Raw genomic sequence first — 17573 nt, 5'->3', positions numbered from 1 at the left:
CCTGCGCAAGTGTTTTTTTCAAAAAAATTTAAAAAAATGATCTTTTGATTAAAAGCACAACGGATTGGATAAAATTTGACTAGGTGTACTGCTATTTAATTGTACACATCAAAATACGAGGTAAATCCACAATTGAATCCACCACATAATCCGCCAATCCTTCTCCCTCCTTTGTCACAGATTTTCCCGTTCGAACCAACACATTCGTTTTCACTTTTGCGCCAATTCCGGCTTTGATATCGTCCACTTTATCACCAATCATCACGGATTGTGCCGGATCGATCTTTAATTCTTTTATGGCCTGCAACAACATTCCCGATTTTGGCTTACGGCAATCACAATTCTTTTTATATTCATCCTTACCATCGGGGTGATGTGGGCAATAGTAAATTCCATCCAAATCCACGTCTTGCTCCGCCAGAGACCAATCCATCCATTCCGTGAGTTGCAAAAATTGATCTTCAGAAAAGTAACCACGTGCAATACCCGATTGGTTTGTCACCAATACCAGCAAATAACCCTTGCTCTTTAGCGCTCTCAATGCCTCAATTGCCCCTTCAATAAATTTGAAATGATCGATATCGTGCACGTAACCATAATCAATGTTCAATGTGCCGTCTCGATCTAAAAAAATGGCTTTATTCACTTTCCTATCCCCATCATATTTTTGCGACAAAATTATCCCTTTAATAAGGACAATTAGCAAACTATAAGTTATAACCAATCTATCTAAAAAAGATCTCTTCACATATTGACACGGCAATCTAGACATCTAGAATACCAAGACAATACTGAAAATAATAACAGAACAAGGGCTTATATGATTAAGCTGAACAATATTACGAAGATTTTTGAGCTGTCGGGTAAAAAACTCACGGCACTTGATAATGTTTCACTGAATGTCAAAAAAGGGCAAATTTGTGGTGTAATCGGCGCATCCGGTGCAGGAAAAAGCACGCTAATCCGCTGCGTCAATTTATTGGAAAAACCGACCAGCGGTTCCGTTGTAGTAGATGGTGTGGAACTCACGCAACTTCCCAACCACGAACTGGTGCGTGCACGCCGTCAAATCGGAATGATTTTTCAACATTTCAATCTTCTCAGCTCACGCACAGTCTTTGAAAATATTGCGCTACCATTGGAATTAGAAGGAACGCCCAAAACCAAAATTCAAGAAAAAACCACCGCACTTTTAAAATTGGTTGGGCTAAGTGAGAAATGCGATACTTACCCAAGCAATCTTTCCGGTGGACAAAAACAACGTGTAGCGATTGCTCGTGCGCTGGCAAGCGATCCGAAAGTATTATTATGTGATGAAGCCACAAGTGCATTAGATCCTGCCACCACACAATCTATCCTTAAATTATTAAAAGAAATCAACCGCACTTTAGGCATTACCATTTTGCTTATCACACACGAAATGGACGTGGTGAAACAAATTTGCGACCAAGTTGTGGTGATTGATCAAGGTCGCCTTGTAGAACAAGGCACGGTAAGTGAGATTTTTTCAAATCCCAAAACCGAATTAGCCCAAGATTTTATCCGTTCTACCTTCCACATTAACTTGCCGGATGAATATTTGGAAAATTTGACGGATACGCCTAAACACAGTAAAGCCTATCCCATTATTAAGTTTGAATTTACCGGTCGTTCGGTCGATGCGCCTTTACTTTCACAAGCTTCAAAAAAATTTGGTGTAGAACTGAGTATTCTCACCTCCCAAATTGATTATGCCGGCGGCGTAAAATTTGGTTACACCATTGCCGAAGTAGAGGGCGATGAAGATGCCATTACTCAAACTAAAGTGTATTTAATGGAAAACAATGTTCGTGTAGAGGTACTCGGCTATGTTCAATGATTTCTGGGCAACATTTACTCAACAGCTTACCCCACAAATGTGGGGCGTAGTTGCCACCGCTACTTACGAAACCATCTATATTAGTTTTGCCTCCACCTTGCTTGCCGTTGTGGTAGGCATTCCGATTGGTGTGTGGACATTCTTAACAGGAAAAAATGAAATTCTGCAAAACCAACGAACACATTTTGTGCTGAATGCCGTTATTAATATCGGACGTTCTATTCCTTTCATTATTTTACTTTTAATTTTATTACCAGTAACACGTTTTATTGTGGGAACTGTGCTCGGTACCACCGCTGCAATTATTCCATTAAGTATTTGTGCTATGCCTTTCGTGGCACGTTTAACGGCAAATGCTCTGATGGAAATCCCGAACGGTTTAACTGAAGCCGCCCAAGCTATGGGCGCAACAAAATGGCAAATCGTGTATAAATTTTACTTACCAGAAGCGTTACCAACCCTGATTAATGGCATCACGCTGACTCTCGTGACTTTGGTAGGCTATTCTGCCATGGCCGGAACGCAAGGTGGCGGTGGGCTAGGTAGTCTTGCCATCAATTACGGTGTCTATCGTAATATGCCCTATGTGACTTGGGTAGCCACAATTATTATTGTGCTTTTCGTGATGATTAGCCAAAAACTCGGTGATACTTTAGCGAAAAAAGTCGATCACCGTTAATTTAAACACAACACTCACCACTTCACAGGAAGGAAAACTTATGAAATTAAAAAACTTATTTGCTATCACCGCTATCGCTTCAGCCCTCATTTTAACCGGCTGCAAAGACGACAAAACCCAAACCGCTACATCAGCGCCCGCCAAAATAAAAGTGGGCGTTATGTCAGGTCCAGAACACCAAGTGGCAGAGATTGCCGCCAAAGTGGCGAAGGAAAAATACGGTTTAGACGTACAATTTGTTGAGTTTAACGACTATGCTTTGCCTAACACGGCGGTATCTACCGGTGATTTAGATGCCAATGCTATGCAGCACAAACCTTATTTAGATGAAGATACTAAAGCAAAAAATCTCAATAACCTAGTCATTGTAGGCAATACCTTTGTTTACCCATTGGCGGGCTATTCTAAAAAAATTAAAAATGTGAATGAATTACAAGAAGGGGCAAAAATCGTTGTACCAAATGATCCAAGCAATCGTGGTCGTGCATTAATTCTTCTTGAAAAACAAGGGTTAATTAAACTGAAAGATGCCAATAACCTTTTTTCAACGGTGTTGGATATTGTTGAAAATCCAAAAAACTTAAACATCACCGAAGTGGATACCTCCATTGCAGCACGGGCACTAGATGATGTGGATTTAGCCGTAGTAAACAACACCTATGCCGGTCAAGTGGGGTTAAATGCACAGGATAACGGTGTATTTGTGGAAGATAAAGATTCACCATATGTAAATATCATCGTTGCCCGCACAGACAACAAAGAGAGCAAAGCCGTACAAGACTTTGTGAAATCTTATCAAACCGAAGAAGTGTATCAAGAAGCCAAAAAACACTTCAAAGATGGCGTTGTAAAAGGTTGGTAATGTCTGCCAAACTTTAATCAAACTAAAACTTATCTGTCCCCCAAAGCTCAGGCATTTAATTTAGGGGGCAGATTATGTCCTACTTATCAATTCCGTTCAAAAATAACCAAATCGCTTACCAACCAACATTTTAGCCCTCATGAGCATCAACGCTCAAATCATAATCAACTGGATATCCAATGATTCACCGTGCTCAATATGTATTATACGGTAACGATAGTACCAAAAGAAAAAGCCATACAAAAAATAAACAGCGAAGGTAACTTGTAATCAAAAGTTTTTTATTATCTTGAAATCTGAATATTTTTACGTTGCGTATTTCCATATCAATCGTTGAATCATCGGCTGAAATTGAAGAATATTTCGTGTATTACAACCCAAAACAAGCTAAACTCGCTTTACTTTAAACGAGTTCGGTACAAACCGAGCCAAGTATTTAAATTAAAACTCATCTCCCTCACTTTGGGGGAGATCAATTTTTTATGGAAAGAAAAAATGTCTTCAGTCGCACTAAATTATATTGTGAGTTTATTAACACGCCGAGAGTACAGTGAATTTGAGCTTCGTAATAAAATGCAAGAAAAAGGTTTCCCAGAAGAGCAAATTGAAAACGCCTTAGTATATTGCCAGCAGAAGAACTGGCAAAACGATAAACGTTTTGCTGAAACCTATATCCAAGCACGCTCACAACGAGGTTATGGGATTAATCGAATTAGGCAAGAACTTCGACAGTTAAAAGGCGTATCAAATGAAGTTATTGATGAGGCTTTATGGGAAATCGGTATTGATTGGCAATCACTCGCTCTCACTGTACTAAGAAAAAAATTTCCAAACTATACTGAAAAACAATCCCCTAAAATGAAACAAAAAATTTGGCATTATATGCTTTCTCATGGGTTTTATAGTGAGGATTTTGCCGATTTTCTCGGTTCTACAACTTCTGAAGAAGATTTCTAACCGAGGATCTTAACAGTCATTCATACAATGGAAATATCTTATGTCGTACTAATCATCTCACCCAATTGAAAGCAATAATACCCAAAAGTGAGGAAACCCAATCACCACAATTTAATAGTAAGAATGTTCTCCTCGTTGATGTTCCGTCACATCTTTAGCCCCCTTCAATTCATTCGGGAATAAGCCGACCAATTGTTTTTCTACACCATCTTTCAAAGTGACATCCACCATTGAACAACCGTTACAACCACCACCGAATTGTAAAACGGCATAGCCATCTTCTGTAATTTCAATAAGGGTGATGCGTCCACCATGGCTGGCTAATTGTGGGTTAATTTGAGTTTGAATGACATATTCTACCCGTTCGATCAAAGGAGCATCGTCCGCTACTTTACGCATTTTCGCATTCGGTGCTTTTAAGGTGAGCTGAGCCCCCAATTCTTCCGTGACATAATCAATCTCTGCCTCTTCCAAAAACGGCAGACTGATTTCATCCACAAAAGCAGAAAAACCATCGTATTTCATTTCAATATCACTTTCTTCTACGGCACTCGGTGGGCAATAAGACACCCCACATTCCGCATTTGGTGTGCCGGGATTGACTACAAAAATACGAATATTCGTGCCTTCTTCTTGGGTATCCAATAATTTGCGAAAATGTGCCTGTGCGGCTTCCGAAATAGTAATTTGTTCCATAGAGATTCCTTAATACTTGAGAAAATTTGTCAGATGATACGCCTACCTCGGTATTTTTTCCACTTTTTTGTCACACCATCTAACTAAACACGTGCCAATCCCCATACTTGTATTTCCTGAACACCTAATTGACGTAGCAAGGTTGCTATTTCGTTAAGCGTACTACCCGTTGTAATCACATCATCTACGAGTGCCACACGTTGATAAGGAAAAGGGGTTAAAGCCGCTACATTGAACGCATTTTTCAAATTTCGACGGCGGGCAGTTGCAGTTAAACCTCGCTGGGTAGGGGTATGCTTTACACGCCTAACAATATGGGATAAACAAGGGATTTCAAGCCAGCGGCTGATCGCTTTCGCTAATAAATCCGCTTGATTATAACCTCTTTGCCATTGTCGGATATGATGAAGTGGGACGGGGATGATAGCTTGAGGGAACGTTAATCCATATATTCGCCTTGCCTCATACAGTTCGAGTAATAATAAACAAGCTAAGGTGCGATCAAGCCAAAATTGTTTTTGAAATTTAAAACGATGAATCAACTGTGAAAGCGGATCATTATAACGCCCAATAATGACCATTTTATCCCAGGTAAACGCATTATGATGACAATTTCCACAATAGCAGGCGGCATATTGCAAAGGCGCACCACAACCGCCACAATAGGTGTATCGTGGAATTTGTCGCCGGCACGTTGAACACAATCCATTCGCCCCTTGTTTCAAAGGTGATTGGCATAACACACACCCAAATCGAAAAAATGCACTAAGATTTAACCGCACTTTATTTTCCCGATTGACTGACTAACTTTGGTTTCAATCCTTCTAGAGTATCACCTTGTTTTAAGATCCGTGGCGTAACAAAAATCACGAGTTCACGTTTCTGATGCCGTTCACTTTCTTTGCTAAATAAACGTTTTACCAAAGGTATATCACCTAATATAGGGACTTTATCAATACCTTTCGTGATCGTATCGTGAAATACACCACCTAATACAATGGTTTCCCCATCTTTCGCAAAAACTTGCGTATTGATCTCTTGCTTATCAATTGATACCACTTCATTATTTTGTTGTCCGTAAGATATGCGGCTACCCGGTGAATTTTGACTGACCAACAAATCCAGCAGAATATTATTATCTTTAGAAATATGTGGTGTGACTTCCAATCCTAATACAGCCTCGCGAAATTCAACGGATTGCGTATCACTCTTACCATTCGTCACAACATAAGGAATTTCCGTACCTTGTTTAATACTGGCACTTTTCTTATTGGTTGTCAGCAATCTGGGGCTGGCAATAATTTCGACATTGTTTTCACGCTCAAGGGCGGTCAATTCTAAGTCCAGTAATCGCCCATTAATTTTTGCCACCTGCAATGCGAGAGAACCGGCGGGCGTGATATTAGTCGCAAAATTCACATTTAAATTATCCGTTAAATTTGCAAAACCATTCGCTGCAAGGCTTCCGCTGACACGGTGTGCATTTTCTGCGGGTGAAAAAATCCCCCAACGCACGCCCAATTCTTTAAGGCTTTCATCTGTAATAGTGACAATTCTTGCCTCAATGGCGATTTGCTCAATGGGCTTATCCAATTCTTTAATTAATTTTACTAAGTTTTTGACCGATTGAGCTTCATCTTGAATAATCAATACATTGCTACGGTCATCAAAGGCAATAGCCCCCACCGCAGAAAGTAATGATCCGCTCCCCGTTGTGAGCGATTTCATCACTTCTGAGGCTTTTGCAAAGTGTAGTTTAACGGTTTTACTCACAAGCGTGGTGTCTGTCGGCTTTATATGCTCCGAGACCTCTTGTCCTGTGGGCAATACTGACATTGCCACGGAAGCCAATGTTTTTTTTCCTAAATAATAGATGCCCTCTTCCTGTCGTAAGGAAAGCCCCTTCATTTTGGCGACAGAACGTAATACACGATCAAAATCAACATTGTCTAATTGGAGCGAAAGTGAACCTTCCAATTCGTCATCAATGATTAAATTGCTTCCCTGCACCAATGCGAGTTCTTGCAAGCTTGACACCATGGGCGCTTGTTTTAAGCGAATAGAAAAAACTTGATTCTCTTTCAATTCTGTTGCGAATGAGTCCCCCCAATAAAAACTTAACAAAAAGAGACCGCACTTTCTAAGCCACATTTTCATATCCTCTCCTAAAACCTAAGTTCTAAGGGTTCCATTTGTTCACATTGCCCTGCTTTTGAACGCAACAACTTCACCGCATTTTTTCCGATTTGTTGTATTAAATAACCTTCTTGACCTAACCGGTAGCCTTGTTTAGCCACGATCAATTGTTGCTGAGCATCTAAAAATAGCGCCTCCGATCTATTTTTATAAAGCACCACGCCCACTAATTTCAGCTGCTCAAAAGCACTTTCTACGGCAAAAGAAGGTTCATTGAAAACACATTTTTCTTTCCTTACCTTGGGAAGGTTCATTTTATTTTCCCCCATTTGACGTTGTGAGCGATCAAAAGGATCCGTTGCTACCGCATTAAGACAAAAAAATAAGCAACATAGCCCTAAAAAATGACGAGACATCATCCTTATTCCTCTCTTTTAAGTTGTAAAACAAGATGACTTTGCACCTTTCCACTTTCTGTTTTCTCCATCGTAAGTTGCACGAAAGAAAGGGCGTTTTGTTGCGCTAAAAGTGCGGTGACAAAATGATATAAATCGTGAAATTGCCCCTCTAACTGAATTTGTAAAATAGGTCGTGAGGAAAAATCCCATTGATAAACAGTCAATTCAATTTCATCATTCAGCCATCGATGAATTTGTTCATCTAATGTCACAATTTGCTTTGTTCGCTGAGGCGATAATTCACGCTGTTCAGAATGTTTTTTTAAAGTTGAAAGTAATTTTTCTTGATGAGCTAATTCCACTGATTGTTGGGAAATTTCTTGTGTTAAAGTTTGCCTCTGCCGATAAGTATGCCATCCTTCTAAAACCACCATAAAATTGACCGCACTTAAACAACAGACAAAAAAGCCCCAATGATACATTTTTGGCAATGCCAACCACTTTTCAACAAAGGGTATCGGTTTCTTAATCAAACGTTTCATTCGCTACCTCCCCTCATCGTCAGGGAGAGATCAAACTGAAAAACCAAACGCCCTTGTTCTGTTTTAAATTGCGTCAGTTTCACTGTGTTGAAATGTGAACTCAGAAATTCGTGCAATGATTCAAATTCCTGTTGTGACAAACAAAATCCATTAAGCTGAATTCTTTCTTCGTTAAGATTAAAGATTTCCAGTTCACCTTGTTGAAAAGGAAACTGAGGTAATAAAGATAAAACTTGTTCAACCGTATCGGATTCGATGGCTTGCAACTCGGTTAAATTCTGTATGGTTTGTTTCATTTGAGCAATATGTTGAACGGTTTGCGTTAACTGAGTTTTTTGTTGTTCAAACTGCTTTAATTGCAGATTTAAAGCCTCTTTTTGTTGATATTGCAACCAATCCAACAGTACATAAAACAAAAATGCAACCGACAGCACAGCAAACATTTTGAGCAAAAAAAGAAATAGCAATTGCCGATATTTTTCTAACCGCCAGGGAAGTAAATTAACGCCGTTCATTGAATGCCTCGTCTAAAAGTGCGGTCGAAAAATCAATATTATCTTGATGTAAATCGCTTTGCCACAGCGCATTTCCTAAGGCAATAAAAGGTAATTTCGTGATAACCCGTTGCCAATTTTCCGGCAAATCCCTTTGTGTGATCTCATTGCTTTGATACACATAAACACGTGCAATCTCAACCTCAAAACGCTGGCAAAATTGGGTATAAAGTGCGGTTAAATTCTCCTGAGTTTGTAAAACTTGTAATCCTTGGGGAGAAACATTGATGGCAAAACAATGGGAGCCATCTTGGTACAAATAAAGTGAATTGTGTTGCTCCTCACCTAAAAGTAGACGAAAGGAACGAAGAATAGCATGGTAGGCGACATCCAATACATCAAGCGATAAAGTACCATAGGCTTTTTGTGCTTCCTGAGCCACTTGCCTGCGAACCGCATAAATTTCTAACCGAAAACCTTGTTTTAACGGTGTTGAGAGGTAATCAAACCAAAGTTCTTCAAAAGGAATGGGCAACTCTTTTTGCAAGACAAAACGACATTGTTGTTCACATTCTTGGGGGGTCAATTTGTGAGGTAAAAGTAAGGTTTTTGACCAAATCAAATGAGGCAAAATACAACCAACATAGCGTAATTTTAAACGGGCTTGGGGAAAGTCTCGTGCTAAACGAATAACTAATTGGGTTTCAATATTTTGTTCATCCTCTGAAAGTGAAAAAAATTGAACTTGGTTTGCGCTATCCAACCAAACGAATTGACATTGATTCTGTTGTTGATGAACGCCAATTTGGATGATTTGCCGTTTTTTATAAGGTATTGGCATATGCTTTTCCTATTATTTGGACGGTGAATCTTTTATACTTAGTGACCAAATCATAATGTGATTTTATTTATTATCATCAATCAAGAGAGAATTTTACGATGAGGATCGCAAAATTAATATTAAGTAGCCTGTTAACCCTGTGCATTTTAGGGCTTGTGGCAGGGGGCGTATTTTATCTCCACTTAAAATCCGAATTGCCTTCAGTGGACGTATTAAAAGAGGTGGAATTACAACAACCGATGCAGATTTATACCGCTGATGGAAAATTAATCGGAGAAGTGGGGGAACAACGCCGGATTCCGGTAAAATTAGAAAATGTTCCGCCACGTTTAATTGAAGCGTTTTTAGCCACAGAGGACAGCCGTTTTTATGACCACCATGGGATTGATCCCATCGGTATTGGTCGTGCATTGTTTGTTGCATTAAGCAGTGGTGGTGCTTCTCAAGGGGCGAGTACGATCACGCAGCAATTAGCGCGTAATTTTTTCTTAACACCGGAAAAAACCTTGATCCGCAAAGCACGGGAAGCGGTGCTTGCTATCGAAATTGAAAATGCCTTAAACAAACAGGAAATTCTTGAACTTTATTTAAACAAAATTTTCTTGGGCTACCGTTCTTATGGTATTGCGGCAGCGGCTCAAACCTATTTCGGAAAATCTTTGGATGAGCTGACATTGTCGGAAATGGCAATGATTGCAGGCTTGCCTAAAGCACCTTCCACAATGAACCCGTTATATTCCCCAAAACGTGCAGAAGAACGCCGAAATATTGTTTTAGCCCGAATGCTTGATGAAAAATACATCACAAAAGAAGAATATGATGCGGCGCTCAAAGAACCGATCAATGCAAGCTATCATGGGGCAAAATTTGATTTTCGTGCAGATTATGTAACAGAAATGGTACGCCAAGAAATGGTAAAACGTTTTGGTGAAGAAAATGCTTATACCCGAGGGTATAAAGTGTTCACCACCGTACTTTCTAAAGATCAAGCGGAAGCCCAAAAAGCGGTGCGTCAAAATTTAATCAATTATGATATGCGTCATGGCTGGCGTGGCGGTGCGCCTTTGTGGAAAAAAGGCGAAGCGGCATGGGAGGCTGAACGCATTGTCGCTTTTCTGAAACAATTACCCAATTCCGATCCTTTTATTCCTGCGGCAGTGACTGCATTGGGTAAAAATGGGGCGGAATTATTGTTGGCTAATCATCAAACCATGACCCTTTCATTTAATGCAATGCGTTGGGCAGGAAAATCCCCGGTTAAAGTGGGCGATCAAATTTGGATTCGCCAACGTGATAACGGTGAATGGATTTTAGGACAAATTCCGGCAGCCAATTCGGCTTTGGTTTCTTTAAATTCCGATAATGGGGCTATTGAAGCGTTAGTGGGTGGATTTAGTTTTGAGCAAAGCAAATTTAACCGTGCAACGCAATCATTGGTACAAGTTGGCTCGTCTTTTAAACCCTTTATTTATGCGGCCGCATTGGAAAAAGGGTTAACCCTTTCCAGCGTTTTGCAAGACAGCCCGATTTCTATTTCCAAACCGGGGCAAAAAGTATGGAACCCGAAAAACTCACCGGATCGTTATGATGGTCCAATGCGCTTACGTGTCGGATTAGGGCAATCAAAAAATATGATTGCGATTCGAACCTTACAAACTGCCGGTATCGGATTTACCGCTGATTTCTTACAACGTTTTGGTTTTAATCGGAAACAATTCTTTGCCAGCGAAGCGTTAGCCTTGGGGGCGGCCTCTTTTACTCCTCTTGAAATGGCTCGGGCTTATGCGGTATTTGATAATGGTGGATTTTTGATTGATCCTTATATTATTGAAAAAATTCAAGACAATAACGGTAAGGATTTATTTATTGCCAACCCAAAAATTGCTTGTATCACCTGTCATGATATTCCGGTCATTTACGGTGAAACCAAAGATAAAATTGATGGTTTCCAAAATATTGCCGAAATTGCTAACCCCGATGATTTAAAAGCGGCAAAAGGCAATGCCAACACGGATACGGAAGAAGATGTTCAACCGGAAAATGTGCCTGATTTACCGGAATTACAAGCACAAGGCGGTATGTTAAATGATGGTGAGGTTAATTTAATGGCAGATGCCAAAGACGACAGTACCCAAGTGCAATATGCACCACGTGTGATTAGTGGAGAGCTTGCCTTTTTAATCCGTAGTGCGTTGAATACCGCTATTTATGGTGAGCAAGGATTAGGCTGGAAAGGAACCAGTTGGCGGATGTCGAAAGAAATTAAATACCGTAGCGATATCGGTGGTAAAACCGGTACAACAAATAGTTCAAAAGTGGCTTGGTATGCCGGCTTTGGTGCGAATCTCGTCACCACGACCTATGTAGGCTTTGATGATAATAAACGGGTACTGGGGCGGGGCGAATCCGGTGGGAAAACGGCCATGCCGGCTTGGATTGCCTATATGAAGGTTGCCCTTTCCGATATCCCTGAACGAAATCTTGAGCTACCGCCGAATATTATGGAAAAAACCATTGATAGCCATTCCGGTTTACTCTCAGAATATGGCGGACGTAAAGAATATTTTATTGTGGGGACAGAGCCGAAACGCACTTATGCGGCAGAAATGCAAGAGCGCGGTTATTATGTGCCACCTGAATTACAGCAACGCTTAAACGGTGGATCGGGCAAAATACAAGATGCAACCCCAATCGCACAGCCGGAAGAATTATTCTAATCATTTATAAAAAAGTGCGGTCAAGATCAACCGCACTTTTTAACGAAAAAGGACAATTATGCTAAGTTATCGCCATTCCTTTCACGCCGGCAATCATGCCGATGTGTTAAAACATCTTGTGCTTATGCTCATTTTGGAAAATATGAAACTGAAAGAAAAAGGGTTTTATTATTTGGACACGCACTCGGGCGTGGGGCGTTATCGTTTATCATCGGATGAGGCGGAAAAAACCGGGGAATACAAAGAGGGCATTGGGCGTTTGTGGGAGCAAACTGATTTACCGGAAACAGTGAGCCGCTATGTGGAATTAATCAAAAGGATCAATTATGGTGGAAAATCCCTGCGTTATTACGCCGGTTCGCCAATGATTGCCGCGCAATTATTACGCCCACAAGATCGTGCGTTGCTGACCGAATTACACCCTAGCGATTTCCCATTATTACGCAATAATTTTAAGGAATTTAAAAATATCAGCGTAAAACGTGATAACGGTTTCCAACAGCTTAAAGCCACCCTGCCACCGAAAGAACGCCGTGGGTTTGTACTAATTGATCCCCCTTATGAGCTTAAAGAAGATTATGATTTAGTGGTTAAAGCCATCGAGGAAGGCTATAAACGTTTTGCCACCGGGACTTATGCCATTTGGTATCCCGTGGTGCTACGCCAACAAACGAAACGGATTTTTAAAGGGTTGGAAGCAACCGGTATTCGGAAAATTCTAAAAATCGAATTAGCCGTTCGCCCGGATAGCGAGCAGAGAGGAATGACTGCAAGCGGTATGATTGTGATTAACCCGCCTTGGACATTAGAAAACCAAATGAAAGCCATTTTGCCTTATTTAGCGAAAACCCTCATACCGGAAGGAACCGCTAGATGGACGGTGGAATGGATTACGCCGGAATAAAACAAAGCGGAATTTAACCGCACTTTAGAAAAATCCCCGCATAAACGGGGATTTTTGCTATTCTGCCTGTGCGTTTGCTTTTAATTTATTAATGGCTTCTTTATTAAAGAAATAATGGGTGCCACAACATTCGCATTGCATATCAATACTGCCTTTGTGCTCTTCCAAAATTTCATCAATCTCTGCCTCAGGAATTAATAAGAGTGCAGCGCCTGAACGTTCAGCGGAGCAACCACAGAAAAACTGAATGTTTTGTGGTTCATACACTTCCACGGTTTCTTCGTGGTAAAGACGATAGAGCATTTCTTCTGCCGGTAAACCGAAGAGTTCTTCGTCTTTTGCTGTTGACGCTAAGGTGGCGAGATGTTCAAAATCCTCAGGCGAACCTTCACCATCCGGCATAATTTGTAATAACATTCCTGCCGCCACCGGTTTGCCGGCATACTCCCCTGTGCGAATAATTAACTGAGTCTGAAGTTGCTCGGAACGAGCAAAATAATCTTCCAAACATTCGGTAATGGTGGGTTTATCCAATCCGATTACCCCTTGATAACGCTCACCTTCTTTGGGGGCAATGGTGATCACTAGTACCCCTTTGCCGATCATCTCATGCAAGGTCATTTCAGGTGATATTTCCCCTTCCACACGTGCTAAAGCACGAATTTGTTGCTGATCGTTGCCATTGACTAATGACAATCGAAGGGGGCCGTCACCTTGAATTTGTACGGTGATATTCCCTTCAAATTTTAATGTTGCCGTGAGTAATGTCGTGGCGACCATCATTTCACCCAACAAATTTTGCACAGGCTCTGGATAGTGATGGGTATTTAAAGTATCGACAAAGCTTTGATTTAGGCGTACCCATTCCCCACGAACGGCACGATTTTGGAAAAGATAGCGGTAAAGTTTGTCATTGTCTTGTGTGTCATTCATTGTTTGTTCCTTTATTTTAGTGAACTAAAAAGTGCGGTCAAAAAATAAGGTGCTTTGAACGCTGGTGCTGCCCACGATGCCAAAGGCGTAAATAAATCACTTTAGTGATTGATGAATAATCGCCACCGCACTTTTAGCTTGGGCTTTATTATGGGGGCATTTTAGACAATTACAATCCCAAAGAAAAAGCGAGCCATTTCTGACCCGCTTTAAGAGATAAATTTAATGATTACCAGTATGCTCGTAAACCAATGACTGTTTTTAAATCACGGCTACGATCAACACTGCTATTTTCATATTTTGTGCGTGTCGCTTGCCATTCTAAGAATGGTTTTACTTTCAGAGAACCTTGCTGATAAAGATAATATTCGGTTCCCACCATAAATTGACGTTTTGTTTCCTTGGTTTCTAAACCGGAAGCTGGTTCTTTTTTATCCGTTTTATAAGCGTACATCGCATAAACATTCCAGTCTTCATTCAACCCTTGACGCACCACGGCACGAACTTCATTTTTCGTTTGTTTATTGCCAATTGCCCCTTTATTTTTGGTTACTTGTTGCTCAATATCCAAACCATAAGTGGTGTGAGCAAAATTATAAGCCAAGCCTAGTGCATAGGCGTTTTGTGAGAATGATGGTGCAATAGATTGGTTTTCGGAAATTTCACGAGTAAACCCGGTTGCAACGGTGAAATTTTGGATATCATCAATTTTGTGATTGAAAATAAATGCGGTACCCCACACATTTTTACGGCGATTCGCTAAGTCTAAATTTGTATCACCACGTTTACTTGCGCCACCGTAGTACACGCCAAATTTTACTTTATTATCACCATAGTTACCGCGATAGGTATATTGAAGTACTCGACGAGCAGCGGAGTCTAATAAACCATCGGATAAGCTATAGGTGTTCGGCAAATCGGTTTGTTTCACTTCATCAGTGATTGTTGTCATATTACCGTAAACCAATTCACCGAATCGTTTATGACCAAAACCGGCGTAAAGCTGACGGGTATAAATATGATCAAAATCATGTTGTGATGCAGCCTCACCACGGAAACGCCACTCAACACGACCTAGCGCATAGAAATCACCGCCAAGATTTTGTTTTACTTTGAAACCAAAACGTGAACCATTGTTATCCACAGCATGATTGATATGCTCTTTGGTTTCTGCGCCATTTACATAGTTTGTTTTATTTGATGTACTTTCCCACTTCAAACGAAGTGAACCGCTGAAATCAATTTCAGTACCAGTTTCTTCAATGTTGAATTGGTAAGCTTGGGCTGAACCTGCAGTGAAGGCTGCTACGGTTAATGCAAGAAGTGTTTTTTTCATAATGCTTTCCTTATAAAAATGGAGAAAAAAATTGAACTTTTTGGAGTTTATCCCTCTGCGGGAAAGGGATCAAGCAATTTTTCATCTATGATATGACGAAAAAGCATAACCCCACTTAATTTCCATCGATTAATAAATTAAGGCATTCAAAAACCTGATCGGCAGAAATGTTATTCATCGAATTAGCAGATAAATAATGTTGGTTTTTACCATAACAGCCAATAAGTTTAGGATCCGTTGCGCCATAAAGTGTGATGTTCTGTTTGTCTAAGGCGGCGGTTAAATGCGCTAATCCCGTATCAACAGAAACGACAGCTTGTGAGTCGGCGATTTGCTGTGCAAGTTCAGTTAAGGATAAACGGGGAAGCACTACCACATTGGGGTGACCTTGGGCGAGACGCACTGCTCGGGCTTTTTCCTTTTCATTGCCCCAAGGTAAACGGATTTGCAGGGAAAGTGCGGTCATTTTTTCGATTAAATTTCGCCATTCCTGTTCAGCCCAATGTTTATCCTCTCGGGTGGTGGAATGAAAAAAAATCACATAGGGTTCCATAAGAGGAGACGTGGCGGTAGAAACAAAATGCTGAGCGATACCGTAATCACCTTGCGAAGTCGGCAATGCATAATTCAGGCTGAGTGCAAAGAGTTGTCGAATACGCTCCACCGCATGTTGCTGATAGGAAATGGCATATTTTTTATCATAGAAAAAGGAGGCGATAGGCTCTCGGATACTGTGGCGATCATAGCTATACTTTATGCCCTGGGTCAGGCGAGTGGCGAAAAAGGCACTTTTCAATAAGCCTTGAGCATCAATTACGGCATCATAACGTTCTTTTTCAAGTAAAGTGCGGTAGGTTTTCCATTCTTTCCTCGTGTTGGCTGAAAAAGGGGATTTTCGCCAACGACGAAGGGCAATAGGGATCACCTGATTCACCGCACTATGCCATTGGGGAATTTCCGCAAAACCTTCCTCCACCACCCAATCAATTTGCAAGTTTGGTATAGCCTGAAGGGCGTCTGTTAAGGCTGGCAGGGTGTGGATAACATCGCCCATTGAGGAGGTTTTTATTAAACAAATTTTCATGATTTTGCTAATAATTCATCCAATTTTTCTATCACCTTTTGAGGTGTAATATCGATCAAACTTTGATGATATCCCTCTGCACTGTCTTTACTTTTCCGCACTTTGATTAAATCCCCCTCAATTAACCGAATAATCACCGCTTTATCGGAAAGCGGTGGGGTATAAGTTGGGCTGGTTGGGCCGTAAAGGGCGATGAGCGGACGTTGGGTTGCGGCGGCGATATGCATTAAACCGCTATCATTGCTCACCACCGCCGTACAGTTTGCAATTAAATCCACTGCTTGATTGAGATTGGTTTGCCCGGCTAAATTTAAACAAAACACTTGCTGTGCTTGCGGTAAGGCGTTGCGGATGTTTTCCCCCGCTTCCACATCTTTCGGCGAACCGAAAATTTCTATTGCATAACCTCGCTCAATGAGCATTTCCGCCAGTTTCGCATAATGATAATGAGGCCAACGTTTTGCAGGTCCAAATTCCGCCCCGGGGCAAAAGCCGATAATCGGGCGGTCTGCTAAAAGTGCGGTTTGTTTTTCAAAGGTTTTTAAGGTTTCTGCCTGCTGTGTTTGATTGACGGTTAAATAAGGCGTTAATACCGGAATCGTTGCCGCTTCGGGAACACGATTTTTTTCAAAGGCGAGCGCAACATAACGTTGCACCATCATCGGGTAATCTTTTTTGTTGGATCGCAAATCATTTAATAAAAGGTAGCGGCTTTCCCCTTTCCAGCCACGTCGTAAAGGAATGTTGGCGAAAAAGGGAATAAAAGCAGATTTTAATGAGTTGGGTAAAACAATCGCCATATCATATTGATGGCGGAGGCTTTTTCCTAAACGATAACGTGTACCGAGTGCCAATGCACCGTGTCCTAAAGGCATTTCAATAGCATTTCGAACCTCCGGCATACGGGCGAGCAACGGCTTACACCAATTCGGTGCCATTACATCAATATTGCATTGAGGATATTGGATTTTGAGTTGTTGATACAAACTGTGCGACATCATCATGTCGCCTACCCAAGAGGGGCCGATAATGAGAATGTTCATATTTCACCTTGTGGAAAGTGCGGTGAAAAACAAATAAATTTTTCGGTATTATGTAGCAAATGCACAAAACAGAAATTTTAACCAAAACGTAGG

General features: G+C 41.0%; 18 protein-coding genes. 6 read left to right on the top strand and 12 right to left on the bottom strand.

All coding sequences use genetic code 11. The features are described from left to right. Positions 1 to 91: 91 nt before the first annotated feature. Entirely contained in the window at positions 92 to 646 is a 555-nt protein-coding gene (gene gmhB / locus BKK50_RS11925; RefSeq protein ID WP_077418411.1) for a D-glycero-beta-D-manno-heptose 1,7-bisphosphate 7-phosphatase, read from the bottom strand. A gap of 174 nt (positions 647 to 820) precedes the next feature. Here gmhB and metN point away from each other — a divergent pair, with 174 nt between their 5' ends. The 4 genes from metN (at position 821) to recX (ending at position 4356) form a co-directional block, all read left to right on the top strand. After that, positions 821 to 1858, top strand: a complete 1038-nt coding sequence (gene metN, locus BKK50_RS11920; RefSeq protein ID WP_077418409.1) for a methionine ABC transporter ATP-binding protein MetN — start codon at positions 821 to 823, stop codon at positions 1856 to 1858. Beyond that, on the top strand, positions 1848 to 2537 hold the full coding sequence (locus tag BKK50_RS11915) for a methionine ABC transporter permease (RefSeq protein WP_077418407.1): 690 nt from the start codon (positions 1848 to 1850) through the stop codon (positions 2535 to 2537). Before metN ends, BKK50_RS11915 begins: the two co-directional genes overlap by 11 nt. Before the next feature lie 40 nt (positions 2538 to 2577). Then, positions 2578 to 3399: a MetQ/NlpA family lipoprotein gene (locus tag BKK50_RS11910; RefSeq protein ID WP_077418405.1), complete on the top strand. Its 822-nt coding sequence runs from the start codon at positions 2578 to 2580 to the stop codon at positions 3397 to 3399. Positions 3400 to 3894: 495 nt separating this feature from the next. Further along, a complete protein-coding gene (recX, locus tag BKK50_RS11905) occupies positions 3895 to 4356 on the top strand; it encodes a recombination regulator RecX (protein ID WP_077418403.1) in 462 nt (153 codons plus the stop codon). 111 nt (positions 4357 to 4467) lie between these two features. Here recX and nfuA read toward each other — a convergent pair whose 3' ends face one another. The 7 genes from nfuA to BKK50_RS11870 all read right to left on the bottom strand — a co-directional run bounded on the left by nfuA (position 4468) and on the right by BKK50_RS11870 (position 9463). Then, positions 4468 to 5052 (bottom strand): Fe-S biogenesis protein NfuA, encoded by a 585-nt coding sequence (nfuA, locus tag BKK50_RS11900; RefSeq protein ID WP_077418401.1) that lies wholly within the window; start codon positions 5050 to 5052, stop codon positions 4468 to 4470. Between the two features lie 83 nt (positions 5053 to 5135). Continuing rightward, entirely contained in the window at positions 5136 to 5834 is a 699-nt protein-coding gene (locus BKK50_RS11895) for a ComF family protein (protein WP_077418399.1), read from the bottom strand. A 1-nt stretch (position 5835) separates the two neighbouring features. Continuing rightward, on the bottom strand, positions 5836 to 7209 hold the full coding sequence (locus tag BKK50_RS11890) for a type IV pilus secretin PilQ (protein WP_077418397.1): 1374 nt from the start codon (positions 7207 to 7209) through the stop codon (positions 5836 to 5838). A gap of 8 nt (positions 7210 to 7217) precedes the next feature. Then, positions 7218 to 7607, bottom strand: a complete 390-nt coding sequence (locus tag BKK50_RS11885) for a pilus assembly protein PilP (RefSeq protein ID WP_077418395.1) — start codon at positions 7605 to 7607, stop codon at positions 7218 to 7220. 2 nt (positions 7608 to 7609) lie between these two features. Further along, entirely contained in the window at positions 7610 to 8128 is a 519-nt protein-coding gene (locus tag BKK50_RS11880) for a hypothetical protein (RefSeq protein ID WP_077418393.1), read from the bottom strand. Further along, the gene (locus BKK50_RS11875) at positions 8125 to 8643 is read right to left on the bottom strand and encodes a PilN domain-containing protein (protein WP_077418391.1); all 519 of its coding nucleotides are present in this window, start codon (positions 8641 to 8643) and stop codon (positions 8125 to 8127) included. Before BKK50_RS11875 ends, BKK50_RS11880 begins: the two co-directional genes overlap by 4 nt. After that, positions 8630 to 9463, bottom strand: coding sequence for a type IV pilus biogenesis protein PilM (locus BKK50_RS11870; protein ID WP_077418389.1), 834 nt, complete (start codon positions 9461 to 9463; stop codon positions 8630 to 8632). Before BKK50_RS11870 ends, BKK50_RS11875 begins: the two co-directional genes overlap by 14 nt. Before the next feature lie 98 nt (positions 9464 to 9561). On the opposite strand from BKK50_RS11870, the gene BKK50_RS11865 reads away from it, so the two are divergent. Both BKK50_RS11865 and BKK50_RS11860 read left to right on the top strand, forming a co-directional pair. Then, the gene (locus tag BKK50_RS11865; protein WP_077418387.1) at positions 9562 to 12180 is read left to right on the top strand and encodes a penicillin-binding protein 1A; all 2619 of its coding nucleotides are present in this window, start codon (positions 9562 to 9564) and stop codon (positions 12178 to 12180) included. A 58-nt stretch (positions 12181 to 12238) separates the two neighbouring features. Then, the gene (locus tag BKK50_RS11860) at positions 12239 to 13084 is read left to right on the top strand and encodes a 23S rRNA (adenine(2030)-N(6))-methyltransferase RlmJ (RefSeq protein ID WP_077418385.1); all 846 of its coding nucleotides are present in this window, start codon (positions 12239 to 12241) and stop codon (positions 13082 to 13084) included. Positions 13085 to 13141: 57 nt separating this feature from the next. Here the strand turns inward: BKK50_RS11860 and hslO are convergent, their stop codons facing one another. The 4 genes from hslO to waaF all read right to left on the bottom strand — a co-directional run bounded on the left by hslO (position 13142) and on the right by waaF (position 17480). Then, positions 13142 to 14017 (bottom strand): Hsp33 family molecular chaperone HslO, encoded by an 876-nt coding sequence (gene hslO, locus BKK50_RS11855; protein ID WP_077418383.1) that lies wholly within the window; start codon positions 14015 to 14017, stop codon positions 13142 to 13144. A 229-nt stretch (positions 14018 to 14246) separates the two neighbouring features. Further along, on the bottom strand, positions 14247 to 15353 hold the full coding sequence (locus tag BKK50_RS11850) for a porin (protein ID WP_077418381.1): 1107 nt from the start codon (positions 15351 to 15353) through the stop codon (positions 14247 to 14249). A 115-nt stretch (positions 15354 to 15468) separates the two neighbouring features. Further along, a complete protein-coding gene (gene rfaC, locus BKK50_RS11845) occupies positions 15469 to 16437 on the bottom strand; it encodes a lipopolysaccharide heptosyltransferase RfaC (RefSeq protein ID WP_077418379.1) in 969 nt (322 codons plus the stop codon). Next, complete coding sequence (waaF, locus tag BKK50_RS11840) at positions 16434 to 17480, bottom strand: lipopolysaccharide heptosyltransferase II (protein ID WP_077418377.1); 1047 nt, start codon at positions 17478 to 17480, stop codon at positions 16434 to 16436. Before waaF ends, rfaC begins: the two co-directional genes overlap by 4 nt. Positions 17481 to 17573 lie beyond the last annotated feature (93 nt).

The sequence above is a fragment of the Rodentibacter rarus genome (assembly GCF_001998965.1).
Lineage (GTDB): Bacteria > Pseudomonadota > Gammaproteobacteria > Enterobacterales > Pasteurellaceae > Rodentibacter > Rodentibacter rarus.
Note: the sequence above shows the minus strand (reverse complement) of the source record. Positions and strands in the feature narration are given on the sequence as shown.